This is a genomic window from Actinomadura sp. 9N407 (assembly GCF_044326315.1).
Taxonomy (GTDB): Bacteria; Actinomycetota; Actinomycetes; order Streptosporangiales; family Streptosporangiaceae; genus Spirillospora.
In genome coordinates, this window is record NZ_JBIRAW010000001.1 from 308,574 (window position 1) to 327,698 (window position 19,125).

The following is a 19,125-nucleotide window of genomic DNA, read 5'->3' on the forward strand; positions in this document are numbered from 1 at the left end:
CGGCCTCCGTCTCAAACCGGCCATGGGGACCGTCTCAGGCATGACTCGGCGAAGGCCCATTCGTACCGGGCGCCCAGGAGGAACTGCTCGACCAGCGCCCGGCGCTGCGGCTCCGCGGCGGCCTCGCCCGCCCGGCCGGTCATGTCGACCAGCTCCTGGACGGCGGGCCGGAACGTCTCGCCCGGGTGGTAGATCCGGCTCCAGGGCTCGTACCGCGAGCCGGCCGCCACGTTGTCCCTGAGGTCGTCGGAGACGTCGGCGTGGAACCACGCCATGGGCAGCAGCGCGCCGATCCCCGCGTGGAAGGACATCGTCCCGGCGGCCGCGAAGAACGAGGCGTGCGCGTGCGTGGCGGGTTCCACGTCCGCCTGCTCGTCGAGCCCGGGCAGTCCTTCCTCGCGCGCCATGTCCGCGTACCGGCGGCGCATCTCCGCTCTGGAGGTCAGCGTGCCGACGATCGACCGTCCGAGGAGCAGCGTGTCGGCGGAGTCGGGAGCGGCGGCGGCGCACCGTGCCAGCGCTCGCGCGTAGGCGGGCAGCAGGAACCCGGTGTCCTGCTCGACGAAGCGGGCCAGTGCCTCCCCGGGGAGCGAGCCGTCGCGGAGCCCCGACCAGAAGGGATGGTCCCGGACCTTCCGCAGCACCGGGTCCCTGATCTCCATGAGTTCCTCACGCAGTGGCATCGCGCCTCCCTTTCTCGGGTCGGACGGTAGGCGCCTCGACTCAACGCGCTCTTGAGCGCCCGCCCCAGCCGTTCTCGAGCCCCGCCGCGGACAGTGGCCGGGGAAGGAGACGCGATGGATCTGGGTCTGGCGGGCAAACGGGTACTGGTCACCGGCGCCACGCGCGGTATCGGCCGAGCGACGGCAGGCGCCTTCGCCGCGGAGGGCGCCCGAGTCGCGATCACCTACCACTCCGCCGAGGACGCCGCGAAGGACGTGGTCCAGGCGTTGGGGGCCGGGGATCGGGCGATGGCGCTGCCCTTCGACCTCGCCGCCCCCGCCACCGCGCGCGCCGTGACGGCGGCGGTCGAGGAGAGGTGGGGCGGCATCGATGTGGTCGTCGCCAACGCCCAGACATGGGAGTGGATCAACCCCGAGGACGTGCCCCGCTTCGAGGACTTCCCGATGGACTACTGGCTCTCCCGGTACCGGGAGAACGTCGAAGGACACCTCTGGACCGTCAAGTACGCCCTGCGGGGCATGCGCGAGCGGGGGTGGGGACGAGTCGTCCTGCTGTCCTCGGTCACCTCGACTCGCGGCAACCCGGGCTCGGAGCTCTACAGCGCCTCCAAGGCCGCGCTGCACGGGTTCGTCCGTGGATTGATGTGGACGGGCGGCGGCGTTCTCGCCAACGTCGTCGCGCCCGGCGGGACGGTGAGCGAGAACCTCGACGCCCAGGACCCGGCCATCGTCGAGAAGGCCACCGGGGACACCCCGAGCGGCCGGCTGAGCACCGCCGAGGAGGTCGCCCGCGTCGTGGTGTTCCTCGGATCCGCGGCCAACGGCAATGTCAACGGAGAGATCGTGTACGCCGCCGGAGGCGTGCGCTGAACCAGTGGGGAGCGAACCGGATGACCTTCCGCGTGCTGCTGCGAATGCAGATCAGACCCGGTATGGGCGAGGAGTTCGAGAAGTCCTGGCACGAGCTCGGTGGCACCGTCACCGGCAATCCGGCCAACCTCGGCCACTGCCTGGCCAGGAGTACCGAGGATGACGACGTCTACTTCATCGTCAGCGACTGGCTGGACGAACCTCGCTTCCGCGAGTACGAGCACAGCCGGGAGCACGTCGTCCACCGCGAGCGGCTTCACCCCTTCCGCCTCGGCGGCTCGATGGAGACCATGCGCATGGTCTACGACGTGGAGGGGGCGGCGAAGCGATGAGCGCGGTCCGCGTCGTGCTGTACGTCGCCGATCCGGAGGACGGGCCCGGTTCCGTCGAGGCGGCCTACCACGCCGTCAGCCGTGCGCTCGCCGGGACTCCCGGGCTCGTCGGCAACTCGCTCCTGCGGGCGGTGGACGATCCGCGCAGCTTCGCCGTCCTCAGCGAATGGTCCGGCCTCGACGCGTTCCGTTCCTGGGAGGACGGGGCGGACCATCGGGGCGTGACGGCCTCGCTGCGCCCCTTCCAGGCGGTCGGCCGGGCGGAGGCCTTCCGCGTCTACGAGGTGGCCGCGTCCTACTGAGCCGAGCGGGCCGCTCCCGCCGTCGACGGACAGGACTCCGTGGCGAGCATCTCGTCCACCAGAGACGTGGTGTGCGTGCCGGCACGGAAACGGGGGTCGGCGAGCACCCGGCGGAGAAAGGGAATGGTCGTCGCCATCCCCGGGCCCGCGATGACGAACTCCGCCAGCGCGCGATCCATTCGGGCGACGGCCTGAACGCGGTCCGGTGCCCACACCACCACCTTGGCGATCAGGGAATCGTAGTCCCCGGTCACCCGGTCGCCCGGCCGGCAGTGCGTGTCCACCCGGGTGAACGGACCGGCGGGAATCTCGAACTCCTCGATCCGTCCCGGTGCCGGAACGAATCCGCGTGCCGGGTCCTCGGCGTTCACACGGCATTCGACGCTCACTCCGCGCGGGACGACCTCGGGCTGGCGGAGGGCCAGCCGTTCCCCGTCCGCGACCCGGATCTGCTCGCGGACGAGGTCGACCCCGGTGACCATCTCGCTGACCGGGTGCTCCACCTGGATGCGGCAGTTGGTCTCCATGAAATGGAACGCACCGTTCTCGTCCAGGAGGAACTCGTAGGTACCCGCCCCCGTGTAGCCCGCGTGCCCGGCCGCCCGTGCGGCCGCCATGCCGATCTCCTCGACCGTCTCGGGGGCGATGCCGGGCGGCGGGGTCTCCTCGATCAGCTTCTGCCGCCGTCGCTGCACCGAGCAGTCGCGGACACCGAGATGGACGACGTTCCCGTAGCGGTCGGCGAGGATCTGGGCCTCCACGTGGCGGGCCCGTTCCAGGAACTTCTCGATGTACAGGCGCGGGTCGCCGAAGATCGCCTGTGCGTTCGCCTCCGCGCCGGCGTGGGCGGCGGCGAGATCGGCTTCGCGCCGCACGACCGTGATACCGCGGCCCCCTCCCCCGGCGACCGCCTTGACGATCACGGGGTAGCCGATCTCCGCCGCGATCCGCCGCGCCTCGTCCGCGCCGCGCACCGCCTCCTGGGTGCCGGGCAGGACCGGCAGCCCGCCCTCGGCCGCGATGGCCCGGGCCCGCGCCTTGTCGCCGAGGCGGCCGATCACCGCCGCGTCGGGACCGATGAAGGTGAGTCCGTGCGCCTCGCAGATCTCGGCGAAGTCCGGATCCTCTGACAGGAATCCGTATCCGGGGTGGACCGCCCCGGCGCCCGCCTGCAGCGCGGCCTCCACCACCGCAGCCTGGTTCAGGTAGCTGTGGCGGGACGGCGCGGGGCCGATCTGGACCGCCTCGTCCGCGTAGGCGACAGCGGCCGACTCCCGGTCGGCGGAGGAGTGCGCGACCACGGTCCGGATGCCCATCTCCCGGCAGGTGCGCGCGATCCGAAGGGCGATCTCCCCCCGGTTCGCGATCAGGATTTTGGAGATCATCCGCCCTCCCGGCGGGTGGCCGCGGCGCCGTCCCGGTCCCCGTCGGCCAGGACGATCAGCGGCTGCCCGTGCTCGACCTGTGCGCCGTCCGGTACGAGCAGCTCCGCCACCCGCCCGCCGCGGTCGGTCTCGACCGGGATCATCAGCTTCATCACCTCGACGATGCCGACCTGGCGTCCGGGTTCCACCTTCTCCCCCACCTGGACGAACGGCGCGGCTCCCGGCTCGGGGGCACGGTAGAAGGTCCCGACCGTCGGCGCGACGATCGTGAATCCGGAGTCCGGCTCGTCCCGTACCGCTCCGTTCAACCGGGGGCCGGAGGGCGGAACGGCGGCCGGCAACGAGGCCATGGTCGGCCACTCCACCTCGACGGCCATTCCCTCGGCCTCCACCCGCAGCCTGGCCGGTGTGCCATGGGAGGTGTCCAGCAGTTCGAGCACGTTGCGGCAGAGCGCGTCGAGCGTGGGTCGTGTATTCCGTGGCTCGGTCAAGCCACTCCTCCTTTCCGCGATGTCCCGGCGGAGAAGGCGCCGAAAGCGCGGAATCGCTCCCCGCGCTCTCGCCTGCGCCGTCCGGCGTCCAGGCTGGACAGCTCCACGAGCACGGCCGCCAGCGTGTCGCGCAGCAGCCCGGCGGCCGCCGCACGGTCCTGGTGCGCTCCACCCGCGGGCTCCCGGACGACCCCGTCGGCTATGCCCTGCAGAAGCAGCGCGCGCGGGTCGATGCGGAGCGACCGCGCGGCTTGGGGCGCCGACGCGGCGTCCTTCCACAGGATCGAGGCACAGCCCTCCGGGCTGATGACGGAATATACGCTGTTCTCCATCACGTACACCCGGTCGGCCAGCGCGAGCGCGAGTGCGCCCCCGCTGCCTCCCTCCCCCGTCACGACGGCGATGACCGGCACGGAGAGTCCCGCCATCACGCGCAGATCGTCAGCGATGGCCCAGGCCTGTCCATCGCGCTCGGCCTCGATTCCGGGGTAGGCACCCGGCGTGTCGATGAGCGTCACGACCGGGACACCGAGCCTGTCCGCCAGCCGCATCAGCCGCCCCGCCTTCCGGTAGCCCGCCGGCGTCGGCATCCCGAAGTTGCGCGCCTTCAACTCGGCCGCGTCGTGCCCCTTCTGATGGCCGATCAGCATCACCGGCCGGCCCTGGAACCGGCCGAGGCCACCGACGATCGCCCGGCACTCGCCGGAGAGCCGGTCGCCGTGCAACTCCACGAACCCCTCCAGCAGCAGTCCGGCGTAGTCGAGGGCCGTCGGCCGGCCGATGTCGCGCGCCAGCCGTACGACCTCCCACGGGTCCCGTTCGGGCAGCAGGTCCGCGCGCCCGATCACCGGTGCGGGACCGAGACCGCGCGGCCGCGGCATCGGGGCCTGCGGCGAAGCGGCGGCGAGCAGCCGTCCCAGTGCCCCCCGCAGCGCGGGCCGAGGCACGACCTCGTCCACCAGACCGCGCTCGAACAGGAACTCCGCGGTCTGGAAACCGGCGGGCAACTCCTGGCCGATGGTCTGCTCGATCACCCGCGGCCCGGCGAAGCCGACGTGCGCCCCGCGCTCGGCGAGGATCACATCGGTCTGGGTGGCGAACGAGGCGGCGACCCCGCCATAGGTCGGGTCGGTGATGAGCGTGCACGTGAGGATCCCGGCCCGGCCCAGGTCGGAGATCGTTTGCGTCACCTTGGCCATCTGCATCAGCGACAGCGCACCCTCCTGCATGCGGGCGCCACCCGAGGCGGTCACCACCAGGAACGGGACGCGTTCCCGCAGCGCCTCCTCGGCCGCCGCCGCCAGGGACTCGCCCGTCGCGCACCCGAGGCTGCCGCCGAGAAAGCGGAAGTCCATAATCGCCGCCACCAGCGGGTGGCCGGCGATCGAGGCCCGCACGCAGACCACCGCATCGGGCAACCCGGTCCGCTCGCGTGCCGAGCGGAGCCGCTCGGGATACGGCCTGCTGTCGGAGAAGCCCAGAGGGTCCTCGATCACGCCCGCGGCCGCGATCGGCCGTGCGGATCCCGCATCGAAGATCTGCTCGATCCGCTCCGGTGCGCTGAGACGCGCGTACGCACCGCACGCCGGGCAGACGCGCAACGTGCGGAGCGAGCGCTTCTCGTAGATCGGCTGATGGCATCCCGCACACAAGGACCACTGCGCGGCGGGTGCCGATACGGTCTCCAACGTCACGGCGGTGTCCCTCGTCTCTGGGGGTCGGGCTCCTCATCATCGGCGCGCGTCCTTGACGGACGCTCGATCAGGCCTTCGACCGGCCTTCGATCGGTTCCTCCGACCCTGGGGTTCGAGAGGAGGGGCCATGCCACTGCACGTGATCATCATCGGCGCCGGCACCGGCGGGATGTGCCTGGCGCAGGGCCTGCTGCGGGCCGGGATCTCGGTCGCCGTCTACGAGCGCGATCGCACCCGCTCCGACGGGCTCTACGGCTACCGGATCGGCATCGACCCGACGGGTAACAAGGCGCTCAAGGAGAGCCTCCCGCCGGAGTTGTTCGACACCTTCGTCGCCACCTGCGCCCGCGCTCCCCGCTATCTCAACGTCCTCACCGAGAGACTCCGATCGGTCGCCTCGTTCCCCCTGCGCCCGGACGACGACGAACTCGACAGCGAACGCTCGGTCTCCCGCATGACCCTCCGCCAGGTGCTGCTGACCGGCCTCGAAGACGTCGTGCGCTTCGACAAGACCTTCACCCATTACGAAACCAAGGCCGACGGAACGGTCACGGCCTACTTCGAGGACGGCACGTCCGCCACCGGTGACGTCCTGGTAGCCGCCGACGGCACCGGATCCCGCGTCCGGAGGCAGTACCTCCCGCACGCCGAGGTCACCGACTCGGGCATCATCTCCGTGGCCGCGAAAGTGCCTCTGGTGCCGGAGACCAGGAAACTCCTTCGTCCCGAGGTCCTGAACGGCATATCGATGCTCTTCGCTCCGAAGGGCGCCTTCTGCATCCTGCACGTCATGGAGTTCAAGTGGGACAGGGACGCGACGGTCAAGGAGGGGATCGGCGAGACCGACGCCGGCCTCATCGCCAAGTGGCCGGGCCTCCTCTACGACAACACGCGTGACTACATCAACTGGGGCTTCTCCATGCCGCGTGAGCGGCTCCCATCGGACGTGCTCCGGATGGAGGGCGAGGCCCTCAAAGATCTGGTCCTCGCCAAGACCCCCGGATGGCACCCCGATCTGCGCCGCCTGTTCGCCTTGGCCGATCCGTCCAGCTGCGTCCCGATCGAACTGCGCAGTTCCAAGCCCGTCGCCCCGTGGGTCACCACCACCGTCACCCTCCTGGGCGACGCCATCCACACCATGACCCCGGGGCGCGGCGTCGGCGGCAACACGGCGCTCCGCGACGCCGCGCTTCTCCGCCGCGCCCTCGTCTCGGCGCACAACGGCGACCGCGGCCTCCTGGACGCACTCGCCGACTACGAGACGGAGATGATCAGGTACGGCTTCGAGCGGGTCGCCGACTCCCTCAAGCAGAACGGCACCAGTGCCGACGATCCGATGTTCAAGCCTTACACCGGCCGCGCCATGCTCGCCGTCACCCGCGCCTTCTTCCGCCTGACCGCACGCGTCCCCGCCATGCGCAGGAAGTTCATCGACGACCTGTACACCTACCGCGGCGCCGACGACCCGGCGTTCTGACCCCCGCGGTGCCCCCGGCCACCCGGCCCGGCGCGTGGCGGCGGAGTCGCGGGCCGCCTTCGGGGGCCCGCCGGTCAGGTGTCGTGTCCCTCGGTCGTGGCGTCCGCGACGCGTTCGTCACGCTGGTCGGAGGCGGCGTGCGTTCCCTGGCCAGAGGCGTCGTCGTGCCGCCGGCTCAACCGGGCGGGCCACCAGATGGCCCGTCCCATGTCGTAGGAGGCCGCCGGTACGAGCAGCGCGCGGACGATGAACGTGTCGATCAGGATGCCGACGACGATGACGAAACCGATCTGTACCAGGGGAACGAACGGCAGCACGCCGAACAGCGAGAACGTCACGCCGAGGACGACACCGGCCGACGTGATGACACCACCGGTGGCGGTCAGCCCTCGGACGATCGCCTGGCGGGTGTCGCCCAGGCGGATGCTCTCCTCCCGGACCCGGGCCATCAGGAAGATGTTGTAGTCCACCCCGACGGCGATGAGGAACGCGATGCAGAACAGCGGTAGCGACGCGTCGGAGGCCGGGAAGTCGAAGACCTGGTTGAAGGCGATCGCCGAGAGCCCGAGGGCCGCGGCGACGCTGAGCACCACGGTGGCGATGAGCAGCAGCGGGCCCGCCACCGCCCGCAACAGCACGATCATCAACAGCAGGACCACCACCAGGACGAGCGGGACGACCGTTCGCAGGTCCGCCCAGCCCGCGTCGATGGTGTCGATGGCGATCGCGGTGGTCCCGCCCACGCGAGCGTCGGGGTCGACCGCGTGCACGGCGTCCCGCAGTCGTTCGACGGTGTCCTCGGCCGCGGAGCTGTCCGGGGGATCGGACAGGGTCGCCTGCAGCAGCACCCGCCCGTCGACCACCTTCGGCGGGGACCCGGGCGCGCCGCCGTAGGCCGACGTGTCCTCCACGCCGTGCACGCCCTCGGCAGCCCGCGACAGCTCTGCCTGGACCGGGGCCGGTCCGACGATGAGCGCCGGAGCGCCGGCACCTGCCGGATAGTGCCGGGCCAGCACTTCGAGACCGACGACCGAGTCCGGCTTGTCACCGAGGAACTGCTCGCTCATCGGCGAGCCGGACGCCTTGAAGGTCGGCAGGAACGCGGCGAGGGCGATGAGGACGACCGCCACGCCGACCCAGACGGCGCGTGGGCGGTGGGAGATGACCTGTGCGGCCCGGCCCCAGATGCCGTGCTCCAGCCTGTGCTCCGACCCGTACGCCGGGCGCAGGGGCCAGAAGGCGACCCGGCCGAGCAGCACGAGCGCCGCCGGCAGGAAGGTGAACGTCGCGATGAGCGAGGCGCAGACGCCCAGTGCGAGGACCGGCCCGTAGCCGCGGTTGGAGCTCAGCTCGGACAGCAGCAGGCACATCATCGCGATGATCACCGTGACGCCCGACGCGATGATCGTCGGTGCCGACCGGCGCATCGACACCGCGATCGCCTCGTACTTGGACTCCCGGTCACGCAGTTCCTCCCGGTACCGGCCGACGATCAGCAGCGCGTAGTCGGTGGCCACGCCGATGCAGATCAGGACCAGCGCGCCCTGGCTCTGCCCGTTGAGGTCGATGACCTCCTCGCGGGCGAGGAAGTAGACCGCGACCGACGCCAGCGTCTGCGCCAGCTGGGCGGTCGTCAGCACCACGATCGGCAGGATGATGCTGCGGTAGACCAGGACCAGGATGGCGAACACGGTGATGGAGGCGATGAGCAGCAGCCGTACATCGGCGCCTTCGAAGATGTTCGCGAAGTCGCCGGCCATGCCGCCCGGCCCGGTCACATGGGCGGTGAGGCCCGGGTGGCTCTGCGCCCGGGCCCGGATGTCCTCCACCGCGCCGGGTAGCGCGGCGGCGTCTCCCGCTGTCGAGAGGGGAACAACGAGCTGGAGGGCGCGGCCGTCGGCCGAGGGGACGGGCCCGGCCACCCGGCCGGCGACGCCTTCGACGGACTGGACGGCCCGGACGTCGCCGGCGACCGCCGCCCGGTCGGCGGCCGTGATGCCGGAGTCGCGGACGTAGAGCACCACGGCCGGCGTCTGTTCGGCGCCGAAGAAGCCGGGCTCGATCTCCGCCACCTGGGTCGCCTCGGCGCCGGCCGGGAGGAACGCGGCGTTGTCGTTCTTGACGACCTCGCCCAGCGACCCGGCGTAGCCGCCGCCGACGCCCAGGAACGCGACCCAGCCGATGATGAGCAGTACGGGCACCAGCCACCGGTGACGGCGGCGCCGCGCGGTCGCCTCGCTCATCTCTCGCCACCCCCCGCCGGGTGAGGGCGGAGCGGCGGGTGGCAAGGGGTCGGGACGCCGGCGGCCGCTGGGGCGGCAGGTGCCCACACCATGTGATCGTGCATGTCTCCTCCGGTTCGGATCGCGTGAGCAGCGAACCGGAAAGGACTACGGGCTACCCTTTGGATGTCACCTTGCAGCCGATGCCCGTTTCGCGGTTCGGTTCGAGGTCGTTTCCCCCGGGGCGGTGTTGCAGCACCGCCCCGGGGGCCGGGAATCTAGTCCGGGTCGGTGCCCCTTTCTGCCAGTTCGGTCAGTTCGGCCGGAACCTCGCCCGTGCGGTGGAACTCCCGCCACTGCGGCAGGCCCGGCAGAGAACCATCGGCGATCTCTTTCCGAAAGCCGCGGACCCACCGCACTTCGGCCGTCCGTACCGCCAACTCGTACTCGGTCTCGACGAGGAACAGCCGGGGCAGCTGCGCGGCATCGCCGGCCAGTTCCGCCTCGGCCGCGGCGATCTGCTCGTCCAGCGCGCCGATCCGTCGCTCGAGCAGGTCGACGACCTCGTCCGGTGCCAGGACGCCGAGCAGAGACAGTCCGGCCTTGAACCTGTCCTCGCCGGGTTCGGGGACCCTGACCAGCTCGCGTACCCAGTCCACCAACTCGGCCCGTCCCGGCTCGGTGATCCGGTAGACCGTGCGCTCCGGCCGTCCCCCCTGCCGCTCGCTCTGTACGGCCTGGACGAAACCGTGCTTCTCCAGGTTCTGCACGACCCGGTACAGCGACCCCCACTTGAACCCCATGTGCTCGCCCTTGCTCCGGGCACGCAGCACCGAGGCGATCTCGTAGGGGTACATCGGCCTGGTCACGAGGGTGGACAGCACGGCCAGTCCCAGCAGGTTGGACACCTTGCGCCGGTCGGCCATGTTCCCTCCTTACTCCGATGCGAGCATACGCATCGGAGTAAGACCGGGCAAGCGTCGTTTGCGCCCCTCCACCCGTCCCGGTGTACCGGGCACCCTCCGGGGACGGGCCGGGCCACCGCTCAATCCCAGGCGACCGGCAGCGACCGCACGCCGAGGAAGATCTTGTCGTAGCCCATCGGCACATCCTCCGGAGGCACCGCGAGCCGCAACCCGGGCAGCCGCCGGAGCAGGGCCGTGTAGCCGATCCGCAGCTCCGCCCTGGCCAGCTGCGCGCCCACACACTGATGGATCCCGTGACCGAAGGCCAGATGAGGGACGTTCGCGCGGCGCACGTCCAGCACGTCGGGGTCGGCGAAGACCGCCGGGTCCCGGTTGGCGGCGGCCACGGAGACGACCACGGTGTCACCCGCCCGAATCGGGCGGCCGTTGATCTCCGTGTCCTCGCGGGCGGTGCGCATCATGCCGTACTGCACGATCGTGAGGTAGCGCAGCAACTCCTCGACGGCACCGTCGATGAGGGCCGGGTCGCCGCGCAGAGCGGCGAGCTGGTCGGGATGCGCCAGCAGCGCGTACACGCCGAAGCCGAGCATGTAGGCGGTCGTCTCCAGCCCGGTGATCAGCAGCAGCGCGCAGATGTTGACGATCTCGTCGTGGCCGGGCCCGCCCGCACCGTCCAGCAACTCGCTGACGATGTCGTCGGCGGGCCGCCGCCGCTTGGCCCGCACCAGCTCGTCCATGCCCTCGTAGACGCTCTGCCGTGCCGTCCGCAGTTCGTCGGGGCCCGCGTCCAGCGACAGCATCGTGGAGGTCCAGCGCTGGAAGCGCGGACGATCCTCCGGAGGCACGCCGAGCATCTCACCGATCACCATGCTGGGGAGCGGGAGGGCGAACTCATCCGCCAGGTCGGTCGGCGCGCCGCCGCCGACCATGGCGGTGATCCGCTCCTCCGCGTTCCGCTCTATCAGCCCGGTCAGTTCGCGCATCCGCCTGCGGGTGAAGTGGCGTGCGACCAGGCGGCGATAGCGTCCATGCTCGGGCGGGTCCATCACGCTGAACGTGCCCGGTGGCACCGCGAGGTCCTCCTCGGAGAGCGGCAGTTCGACCCGGGGCGTCATCTGGAGGAGCGAGGAACTGAACCGCGCGTCGGCCAGGACCGCCCTCGCGTCCTCGTACCGTGTCACCAGCACTCCGATCCGGCCGCCCGGCAGCCTGATCTCGGCGAACGGGCGGCCGGCGCGCAGCCGGGCGTACTCGTCCGGCGGATCGAACGGACAGCTTCGATTCACCGGAAGGGTGATGGGCTCGCGCGGTGTCATCCTCACGAAGGCTCCTCGGCGGACGCGTCCTTCAGGTGGATCGACCGGCTGGGGCAGTCCCGGGCCGCTTCGGCGACGGCCTCCCACAGCTCCGGCGGCGGATCGGGTCGCCGTGCCTCGGCCATCCCGTCCTCGTCCTGGCCGAAGACCCGCGGCACACGATGGACGCACAGGGTGCTCACCACGCACGTCTCCTTGTTCACCAGTACGCGCATCACGATCACTGCTCCCGTTGCCGGCGCGCGCCCGCCCGGGCCACCGGGGAGGGCGCCGTCAGGGCCAGCTTGCGAGAGCCCGGTCAGGATGGGCTCGAGCATCGCCGGGGGCGGTGCGTCGAGTGCGGCTCGACCCGGGGAACAGGTGGCCGGCGGAGGCTCTGGGCCGGACCCGGTGACCGAAGGACATCCATGATCGCTTTTACCGGAGCGGCCCTGCGGCGGGCCATGCGCTCTCTGCGTGTCGGGCTCATGTACATCGGCGCCAATGCGTGGCCGAACGCCGAGGTGTACCTCGCTCTGCGGTCGACGACCGCACCAGGGGACCCCGCCACGGCCTATGCTCATCTGCCCGCCGAGGAACGGCGGCTCCTCCTGGAGTTGGAGGAGCGTCTCCATGCGAGGCCAGAAGGCTGACGCGTGCCCGTCACTGACCACGAGCGTCGCGTACCGGCACCCGCGCCCGGGGCTCAGACGAGTCCGTCCAGCCATGCGTAGCCGCCGACGACACGCCTGCGCAGTCCGGGAACCTGGTCGGCCACCCGCAGACGGGTGCGGTGCATCGAGCCGATCAAGGGTCTGCGCAGCCGAGCGGCGCGGGTCAGACATCGCATGTGGGAGCGGTACGTCACCGAAGAGGAGTCCCGTAGGCGATTCTCGTACGCGGCGACCGCCTCGGCGATAGAGCTTCCCTGGGCGGCGGCCTCCGACAGCCGGCCGCACAGTTCCACGGCCGCGCGGAGTGTGGCGTTCGCCCCGATGCCCACGTCGGGGACCTGGAAGTGGCAGGCGTCGCCGAGGAGCGTGACCCCTGTGGGGTGCCGGGGCCGGAGGGCGCCCGCATTGACGGCGGGCCGCACCCTGACCGTGGCGGGATCGCTGCGGCTGAGCACCGTCCGGAGAGCCGGATGCCAATCGCGGGCGATATCCGCGATGTCGGCTGCGCCGGGAATGAGGGACTCCGGTCCCATCAGCCCCCACATGAGGTGGTCAGTGGTGTCGTCGTGGCGCAACCCCGGCCAGGTGTCGATGAGCGCGGCCTGGATGCCTCCCACATGGCTCTTGAGTTCTCCGGGGCGACTCCACGGGAAGTTCATCACTTGGGTGAAGAGAGAAATGCCGCGCCGGTCGTTCACCACGGTGAGGCCCTGGTGCAGCTTCGCCGCGGGAACGTTCTCGAGGTCGGCCTTGCCGTAGGCGATGGCCAGCCCGCATCCATGGACGTCCATCGACGGCCGGCTCTGTTCCCGAACCCGGGACCCCGCGCCGTCCGCCCCGATGAGGATGTCGCCGACCGCCCGCGAGCCGTCGGCGAAGTAGGCGGTCACCTTGCCTGTGGGCCCGTGCTCATAGTGGGTGAACTCCTTGCCGAAACGGACGAGGTCCTCGATTCCGGTGAGCATCACCTGGCGCAGTGTCATGGGGCTCGTGACGACGGTGCGCCCCTCCCACCCGGGAACCGGCAGATCGCTGGAGAAGAGGTCGTCGAGATCTTTGGAACAAACGCTCAGGCTGCGGGGCGGAGCCGCGCAGGTGGCGATGAACGTCTGGTAGAGATCGGGGGGGAGCGCGGCCCGCAGTGCCTGGCGCCCTTCGGCGCCGACCGCGATCCGCACCCCGAAATAGCCCTCTGGCCTGGTCCGCTCCCGTTCATAGACGGCGGCGCTGATTCCTGCGCGGTTAAGGCCATGGGCCAGGCAGGCCCCTCCCAGACCCGCGCCGATAATCAGTACATGCGGATGCCGGTCCGACAAAGCGGGAACCTTCCGTAGGAGGTGCGGGCGATAGAAATCGTCGCCTCGTCCTTCATATTCCACATCTTATCCCGATCAATGCTTCCACCAATGGAGCACCTCGGGCAAGTGATCACGAGATCCGGCTGCGAACGCAACGGCGCGCATCACGGCAGCAGATTGACGTGACGCTGTCAAGCCCTGTCCGAAAGAGGCCAGCTCCAAGAACGACCGCCCGTGCGTTGGGAAACCCACAGGGGCCGGTGATCGATTTCTCGGCCCTACACCGGAGATAACAGCGGTGCGTATACGGAGCAATTTCGTTATGTGATCGAATCACCCCTGCCCGGAACTGGGTACTGCCCGCACGGATCGAACGGACCGACACGATCGTGAGCCCGTCCCCCAGACTCGCGCCGCCGCATATGAGCATCCCCTGCCATCCCCTCCCGCGGGAACCGCCGATGACCATGGCAGAACTTGCCAATATTCCACCGGCCGCCGCCGGAAGAAAGAACGGCACGACCACAAACGACGGCGGCATCGCAATAGTCGCCACACCGAAATAATCACAGCCGAAACCGATCAAGCCGTCGTCGAGTTGACTTCGAGCAGGTCACAGTTAGCATGCGACCCATGTGCCAATGAGAACGCTCCAGCCACCAGGGGGAAGAATGGGGTTTTTCATTCTCGGGCCGCTGGCAGTACTCCACGGAGATCGAGACATTACACCGACCGCACCGAAGGTCCGCCAGGTCCTCACCTTCCTGCTGCTGCGAAGAAACCAGATGGTCCAGGTCAGCGAGTTCGTCGACGAACTGTGGGCGGATAATCCGCCCGACAGCGCGATGACGACACTGCAGACCTACATCTACAAGCTCCGTAAGGACGTGCTCGACCCGTCGGGCCTGGCCAGCTTGCACACCCAGCAATCCGGGTACCTCCTCGAGGTCCGCGATGAGAACCTCGACGTCTGCGCCTTCGAGCGGCTGATCAGCGCGGGCAGGCACGCGCTCAAGGAAGGTGACCCGGAGAGCGCCACGGATCTCCTGTCCAGGGCGCTGACGCTCTGGCGTGGCAAGGCGCTGGTCGGCGTCACCACCGGCGAGATCCTCTCGGCTCATGTGACCCGGCTGGAGGAGAACCAGCTTCGCGCACTGGAGATGCGGATCGAGGCCGACATGCGGCTCGGCCGCCATCAGGAGCTGATCAGCGAGCTCAAGCAGCTGATCTTCACCTATCCGCTGCACGAGGGCTTCCACGGGGACCTCATGACCGCGCTCAACCACTCCGGCCGGCGCTACGAGGCGCTGGAGGTCTACCGCAGACTCCGGACGACGCTCATCAACGAACTCGGTCTCGAACCGTCCACTCCACTGCAACGACTCCACCAGGGCCTGCTCAGCGCCGACCGCCCGGCCACGGACGACCAGGGCCTCCCCTCAGTGGAGGCTGCGGGGAGCATGCCAAGGGGATCGGCGAAGACCGCCTCCGAACGCGATGAGGGGTACGACGCCGACGCCCGGGACAATGCGGAGGCCGTGGACTCCGGCACGATCTCTCCCCCGGTCGGACCCCGCCGCGTCTCCGGCGGCCCGAACAGCGCGGGTGCGGCTCGGGAAGGGCTGCGCGCCTACTCCGAAACGCTCGTCCTTCCCGCCCAGATCCCGCCCGACATCGCCGACTTCATCGGGCACGCCGAACCACTCCACCGCGCACGGCAGGGGCTGGTCCCCGGCGACGATGACGCCGACACGCTCCGTACCACCGCGCGGGCCGTTTCCATCTGCGGGATGACCGGCGTCGGCAAGACCACGCTCGCACTGCACGCCGCCCACATGGAGAAGTCCCGTTACCCGGACGGTCAACTCTTCGCCAATCTGCACGGTGGCTCGCACGCGCTCGCCAGGACCACAGACGTGCTCAACGATTTCCTGCGGGCCGTCGGCATCCCGGCTCGAGAAATCCCTCCCACCCTCGAAGAACGCTCCAAACTCTTTCGCACTTGGACCAATAACAGGCGCGTTCTCATCGTCCTCGACGATGCCGGTTCGGCATCGCAGGTGGCCGCGCTGTTTCCGGCCACGCCCCGTTGCGCGGTGATCATCACCAGCCGCTGGGGACTGCAGGGGCTCCCCGGGATCGAGGCGCTCGAACTCGGAACCATGTCCACCGCCGAGTGCCTCGAACTGCTCAGTCGCATGATCGGTGCGGACCGCACCACCGCCGAGCCGCAGAGTGCGCAGGCCATCGTGGAGCACTGCGGTCATCTTCCGCTCGCCATCCGTTCGGTCGGAGCGCGGCTTGCCTCCATGCGCACCTGGTCTCTCCAGAAGATGGTGAAACTGTTGGAGTCGGACCCCGCGCCACTTGACCAGTTCCGATATGCCGAGTACGACGTCCGCGCCAGATACGACTGCAGTTACAACGTTCTCGACTTTCGTGATCGCAGTACCTTCCGACTGCTCAGCCTCCTGCCCCCCCAGAACTTCACTGCCACCACGGCAGCCGGCCTTCTCGGCGCTCCCATCCACGCCGTGGAGACCCAGCTCAACAGGCTGGTCGGCCATCATCTGCTGCAGACCGCCGTCCACAACAATTCGAACGATACGCATTACCGGCTCCACCGGCTCACCCGCTTGTACGCCCACGAACGTCTCACCTGCGAATACCTTGCACCCACTCCTTTGACGACCTGATTCCCTGACCGCCTGACTCCGTTGACGCATGTCCAGCGCGCCGTACTCCCCGGCCACCTCCAGGAACCGCCAGGAGACCGCCTCCATCACGGCCGGGCCGGGCTGCGACCGGGCCGGCAGCAGTGTGGAGGCCGATCGCGACTCCTTCGGCCACCCAGGCACGCAGTCGGGCGTCCCAGTCGGCGAGCGGGGCGGCTTCACCGACGTCGTGCCCCATCCGTTCCAGTTCCCGGCCGGCCTGGACCGCCGCCGCGGCCACCTGGCCGTCGACCGCGGTGTCCGACCACGCCTTGGCGGTCACCGCCACCCGTAGCCGGCCCCGGTCGGTCCCGATCTCGGCGGCGTACGGCCGGCGCGGGGACGGGACGGTGTACTTGTCGCCGACACCCGGTCCTTGGACGGCGTACAGGAGGTGGGCCGCGTCGCGAACGGTACGGGTCAGCGCGAACTCGTACGCCATACCGAGCATCGCCTCGCCCGTGTCCGGCCCGCACGGACGCGGCCGCGGCTCGGTTTGAGCCCGACCAGCCCGCAGCAGGCAGCGCGCCGGGCCCGTGGCTCCGGAGGCCATCCCGTGTCAGTGATCGAGGTCCTTCTATGCTCGGGACATCACCGCCATGGTGACGCTCGCCGCCTTCGACGTCGACCGTTCTCCTCAACCGTGCTTCCGGTGCGGAACTCCGTCTTCGGTCATCCTCCGGTGATCACCCGGATGCCGTGGCCGTAAAGGCGCAGCGAGAGCAGCAGCAGCGGGATGCCGAGCGGTAGCAGCAGCACGGTGGCGCAGAGGACGACCGACACCACCATGAGCACCGTGGCGAGCAGCCAGATGACGATGGCCAGGACGCCTCGCACCAGTACCGTCAGCAGGCCCACGATCGGGGCGAGCACCCCGTTGAGGAGCCCGCTCAGGGACTTCATCCTTCCTCACCTCCCTTCGAATCCGAGGGGGAATCCCTACCCATGACTTCCTGGGTCATGTGCAGGTAAAGGCCGTATTCGCGGCCTTTGATGCCGACCGGACCGTCCTTGGATGCGGATCGCGGCGAAGGCGCCGGCGCGACCGCTGGAGACGGTGACCGGCTTCGGCCGCCGGCGGCGGGCGTACGGGGCGGCTGCGCAGCGGTGTTGCGCCATTGGCGTTCCAGGTCGTCCGCATGAACGGCGCCGTTGCCGCAGATCTGAAACAGCGGTCCGGCCATTGAAACATCGTCTTCGGGACTCTTGACATCAGGGACGCTGCAGAGTTCGCTGTGGGCACTTGCGGAACATGGTTCCTGCAGGTGGAACATTTGCTGTGGGCGCCGGTCTGCGAGGCGGACTGGTGGTGCGGCGCCGGCTGCCCGCGCGTCCCGTCTCGGTGACGGGGCGCCGATATGAAGGAGCGGCACTCCTGATGGCAGGACCCCCCAGATTCACAGCGCTCGCGATGGCGGCCGCCGTCGCGGGCGCTTCGATGGTGCCGATGGCGGCCGGCCAGGCGTACGCCGGTACCGCGCAGGTGGACTACAGCTGCACGGTCCTCGGCAACGCGTTCCCCTACCCCGCTACGGTCACCGTCACGGCACCGGCGACCGCTACCACCGGCGACGATGTGACGGTCGAGGTCGAACTGAGCGACATGCCGAGCAGGTCGCCCCTGCCGGTGCTGTCCTGGACGACCAGCGGGACGATGGCGTACTCCGGCGCCGCGTCCGGCGAGTTCGCCTTCACCACCGCGAAGCAGACGGGGAACGTCCCCGCGAACCAGCCCATTCCGATCAACAAGCTGACCGGCAAGTTCAACGCCGCCGCCCCCGGCGACATCGCGATCGTTCCCAGGACGGTCACGATGGACATCGACGCCTCCGGGGTGGCGGCAACGATCGCGTGCCAGGCGCCGGCGAACCCGCCGACGCTCGCCTCGGTCAAGGTCGCCGACGCGGGGCCGTCGCTGACCATCGATCCGGGCACCGTCCACCAGGGCGGGACCATCACGGTGGGCGGTGTCCGGTGGGGCGGCGGGCCGGTGGAGCTCGCCCTCTGCGATGAGAACGGCGCCGCGTGCTCGGCCTCGGGGCTGACCGATGTGTCGGCTTCGGTGGACGGGACGGGCAAGCTCACCGGCACGGCGACGGTCGCCGAGGACGCCGGTCCGGGTGCGCGCACCGTCCGGGTCACGCAGGGGTCGGCGGAGAAGACCGTCGGGCTGACCGTGACCGAGAAGGTGCCGCCGCCGACCGGGGCGTGCGCCGGCAAGCCGGCCGGGCAGTGCGGTGAGCAGCGGATCAACCTCGGCGTGGCCGGCGGGAAGCTGACGATGTCCCAGCAGCCCGGCGAGGTCGAGCTGAGCGCCGTGACGCTGGACGGCACGCCCAGGACCGCGACCGGCGGCATCAAGCAGGTCGAGGTCATCGACGCCCGGGGCGGCGGCACCGGCTGGTCGCTGACGGCCACCATGACGGACCTCGCGTCCGCAGGAGGACCGAAGATCCCGGCGGGCAATCTCGCCTGGACGCCGCGTTGCGCGGCGGGCTCGGGTGCCACTCCGGTCATGACCGGGAGCCCCGGCCCGCTGAGCACCACCACGGCGGCGACGCTGTGCAGCGGCGCGAACGGTGACGGCGGCGCGATCGTCGGCGGCGTCTACAGCGCCGATGCCGGGCTGGAGCTCGACGTCCCGGCGGTGACCGGAGCGGGGCGGTACCAGGCCGTGCTCACCGTCGTCCTTTCCTAACCGATCGGAACCCGGCCGGGTCAGGGCGCTCCCCGCGTCCTGGCCCGGTCGGCCCGTGGAACGG

Annotated in this window: 18 protein-coding genes; 6 read left to right on the forward strand and 12 right to left on the reverse strand. The window is 70.1% G+C overall.

Annotation, left to right across the window (positions count from 1 at the left end; translation table 11 throughout):
• Positions 1 to 11: 11 nt before the first annotated feature.
• Entirely contained in the window at positions 12 to 683 is a 672-nt protein-coding gene (locus ACH34Q_RS01275; RefSeq protein WP_395980795.1) for a TenA family protein, read from the reverse strand.
• 114 nt (positions 684 to 797) lie between these two features.
• Here ACH34Q_RS01275 and ACH34Q_RS01280 point away from each other — a divergent pair, with 114 nt between their 5' ends.
• Genes ACH34Q_RS01280 through ACH34Q_RS01290 form a run of 3 tightly spaced genes read left to right on the forward strand, consistent with a single transcriptional unit; the run spans position 798 to position 2,187 of the window.
• On the forward strand, positions 798 to 1,553 hold the full coding sequence (locus ACH34Q_RS01280; protein ID WP_395980796.1) for an SDR family NAD(P)-dependent oxidoreductase: 756 nt from the start codon (positions 798 to 800) through the stop codon (positions 1,551 to 1,553).
• A gap of 20 nt (positions 1,554 to 1,573) precedes the next feature.
• Positions 1,574 to 1,885 (forward strand): antibiotic biosynthesis monooxygenase family protein, encoded by a 312-nt coding sequence (locus tag ACH34Q_RS01285; protein WP_395980797.1) that lies wholly within the window; start codon positions 1,574 to 1,576, stop codon positions 1,883 to 1,885.
• Positions 1,882 to 2,187, forward strand: coding sequence for an antibiotic biosynthesis monooxygenase family protein (locus ACH34Q_RS01290; protein WP_395980798.1), 306 nt, complete (start codon positions 1,882 to 1,884; stop codon positions 2,185 to 2,187). Before ACH34Q_RS01285 ends, ACH34Q_RS01290 begins: the two co-directional genes overlap by 4 nt.
• Here the strand turns inward: ACH34Q_RS01290 and ACH34Q_RS01295 are convergent.
• The 3 genes from ACH34Q_RS01295 to ACH34Q_RS01305 are packed head-to-tail and all read right to left on the reverse strand — an operon-like array spanning position 2,181 to position 5,757.
• Positions 2,181 to 3,572, reverse strand: a complete 1,392-nt coding sequence (locus tag ACH34Q_RS01295; RefSeq protein WP_395980799.1) for an acetyl/propionyl/methylcrotonyl-CoA carboxylase subunit alpha — start codon at positions 3,570 to 3,572, stop codon at positions 2,181 to 2,183. The two genes, ACH34Q_RS01290 and ACH34Q_RS01295, sit on opposite strands and share 7 nt — an antisense overlap.
• The gene (locus ACH34Q_RS01300; protein WP_395980800.1) at positions 3,569 to 4,063 is read right to left on the reverse strand and encodes an acetyl-CoA carboxylase biotin carboxyl carrier protein; all 495 of its coding nucleotides are present in this window, start codon (positions 4,061 to 4,063) and stop codon (positions 3,569 to 3,571) included. Before ACH34Q_RS01300 ends, ACH34Q_RS01295 begins: the two co-directional genes overlap by 4 nt.
• A complete protein-coding gene (locus ACH34Q_RS01305; RefSeq protein WP_395980801.1) occupies positions 4,060 to 5,757 on the reverse strand; it encodes an acetyl-CoA carboxylase carboxyltransferase subunit alpha in 1,698 nt (565 codons plus the stop codon). The genes ACH34Q_RS01300 and ACH34Q_RS01305 overlap by 4 nt, the downstream gene beginning before the upstream one ends.
• Before the next feature lie 127 nt (positions 5,758 to 5,884).
• Here ACH34Q_RS01305 and ACH34Q_RS01310 point away from each other — a divergent pair, with 127 nt between their 5' ends.
• The gene (locus ACH34Q_RS01310; protein ID WP_395980802.1) at positions 5,885 to 7,234 is read left to right on the forward strand and encodes an FAD-dependent oxidoreductase; all 1,350 of its coding nucleotides are present in this window, start codon (positions 5,885 to 5,887) and stop codon (positions 7,232 to 7,234) included.
• 74 nt (positions 7,235 to 7,308) lie between these two features.
• Here ACH34Q_RS01310 and ACH34Q_RS01315 read toward each other — a convergent pair whose 3' ends face one another.
• The 5 genes from ACH34Q_RS01315 to ACH34Q_RS01335 form a co-directional block, all read right to left on the reverse strand.
• A complete protein-coding gene (locus ACH34Q_RS01315) occupies positions 7,309 to 9,477 on the reverse strand; it encodes an MMPL family transporter (RefSeq protein ID WP_395980803.1) in 2,169 nt (722 codons plus the stop codon).
• A 257-nt stretch (positions 9,478 to 9,734) separates the two neighbouring features.
• On the reverse strand, positions 9,735 to 10,382 hold the full coding sequence (locus ACH34Q_RS01320) for a PadR family transcriptional regulator (RefSeq protein WP_395980804.1): 648 nt from the start codon (positions 10,380 to 10,382) through the stop codon (positions 9,735 to 9,737).
• Positions 10,383 to 10,501: 119 nt separating this feature from the next.
• Positions 10,502 to 11,698 carry a cytochrome P450 gene (locus tag ACH34Q_RS01325; RefSeq protein WP_395981067.1) on the reverse strand — a complete coding sequence of 399 codons (1,197 nt, stop codon included), beginning with the start codon at positions 11,696 to 11,698 and terminating at the stop codon, positions 10,502 to 10,504.
• A 2-nt stretch (positions 11,699 to 11,700) separates the two neighbouring features.
• Positions 11,701 to 11,913 carry a ferredoxin gene (locus ACH34Q_RS01330; protein ID WP_395981068.1) on the reverse strand — a complete coding sequence of 71 codons (213 nt, stop codon included), beginning with the start codon at positions 11,911 to 11,913 and terminating at the stop codon, positions 11,701 to 11,703.
• Between the two features lie 470 nt (positions 11,914 to 12,383).
• Positions 12,384 to 13,529, reverse strand: coding sequence for an FAD-dependent oxidoreductase (locus ACH34Q_RS01335; protein ID WP_395980806.1), 1,146 nt, complete (start codon positions 13,527 to 13,529; stop codon positions 12,384 to 12,386).
• A gap of 791 nt (positions 13,530 to 14,320) precedes the next feature.
• Between ACH34Q_RS01335 and ACH34Q_RS01340 the strand changes: the two genes are divergently transcribed.
• On the forward strand, positions 14,321 to 16,345 hold the full coding sequence (locus ACH34Q_RS01340; RefSeq protein WP_395980807.1) for an AfsR/SARP family transcriptional regulator: 2,025 nt from the start codon (positions 14,321 to 14,323) through the stop codon (positions 16,343 to 16,345).
• On the opposite strand, the gene ACH34Q_RS01345 is transcribed toward ACH34Q_RS01340, so the two are convergent.
• The 3 genes from ACH34Q_RS01345 to ACH34Q_RS01355 form a co-directional block, all read right to left on the reverse strand.
• Positions 16,305 to 16,805 carry a hypothetical protein gene (locus tag ACH34Q_RS01345; protein ID WP_395980808.1) on the reverse strand — a complete coding sequence of 167 codons (501 nt, stop codon included), beginning with the start codon at positions 16,803 to 16,805 and terminating at the stop codon, positions 16,305 to 16,307. The two genes, ACH34Q_RS01340 and ACH34Q_RS01345, sit on opposite strands and share 41 nt — an antisense overlap.
• A gap of 230 nt (positions 16,806 to 17,035) precedes the next feature.
• Positions 17,036 to 17,266 (reverse strand): hypothetical protein, encoded by a 231-nt coding sequence (locus tag ACH34Q_RS01350; protein WP_395980809.1) that lies wholly within the window; start codon positions 17,264 to 17,266, stop codon positions 17,036 to 17,038.
• Positions 17,263 to 17,547: a hypothetical protein gene (locus ACH34Q_RS01355; protein WP_395980810.1), complete on the reverse strand. Its 285-nt coding sequence runs from the start codon at positions 17,545 to 17,547 to the stop codon at positions 17,263 to 17,265. The genes ACH34Q_RS01350 and ACH34Q_RS01355 overlap by 4 nt, the downstream gene beginning before the upstream one ends.
• Positions 17,548 to 17,741: 194 nt before the next feature.
• On the opposite strand from ACH34Q_RS01355, the gene ACH34Q_RS01360 reads away from it, so the two are divergent.
• Positions 17,742 to 19,061: a hypothetical protein gene (locus tag ACH34Q_RS01360; RefSeq protein ID WP_395980811.1), complete on the forward strand. Its 1,320-nt coding sequence runs from the start codon at positions 17,742 to 17,744 to the stop codon at positions 19,059 to 19,061.
• Positions 19,062 to 19,125 lie beyond the last annotated feature (64 nt).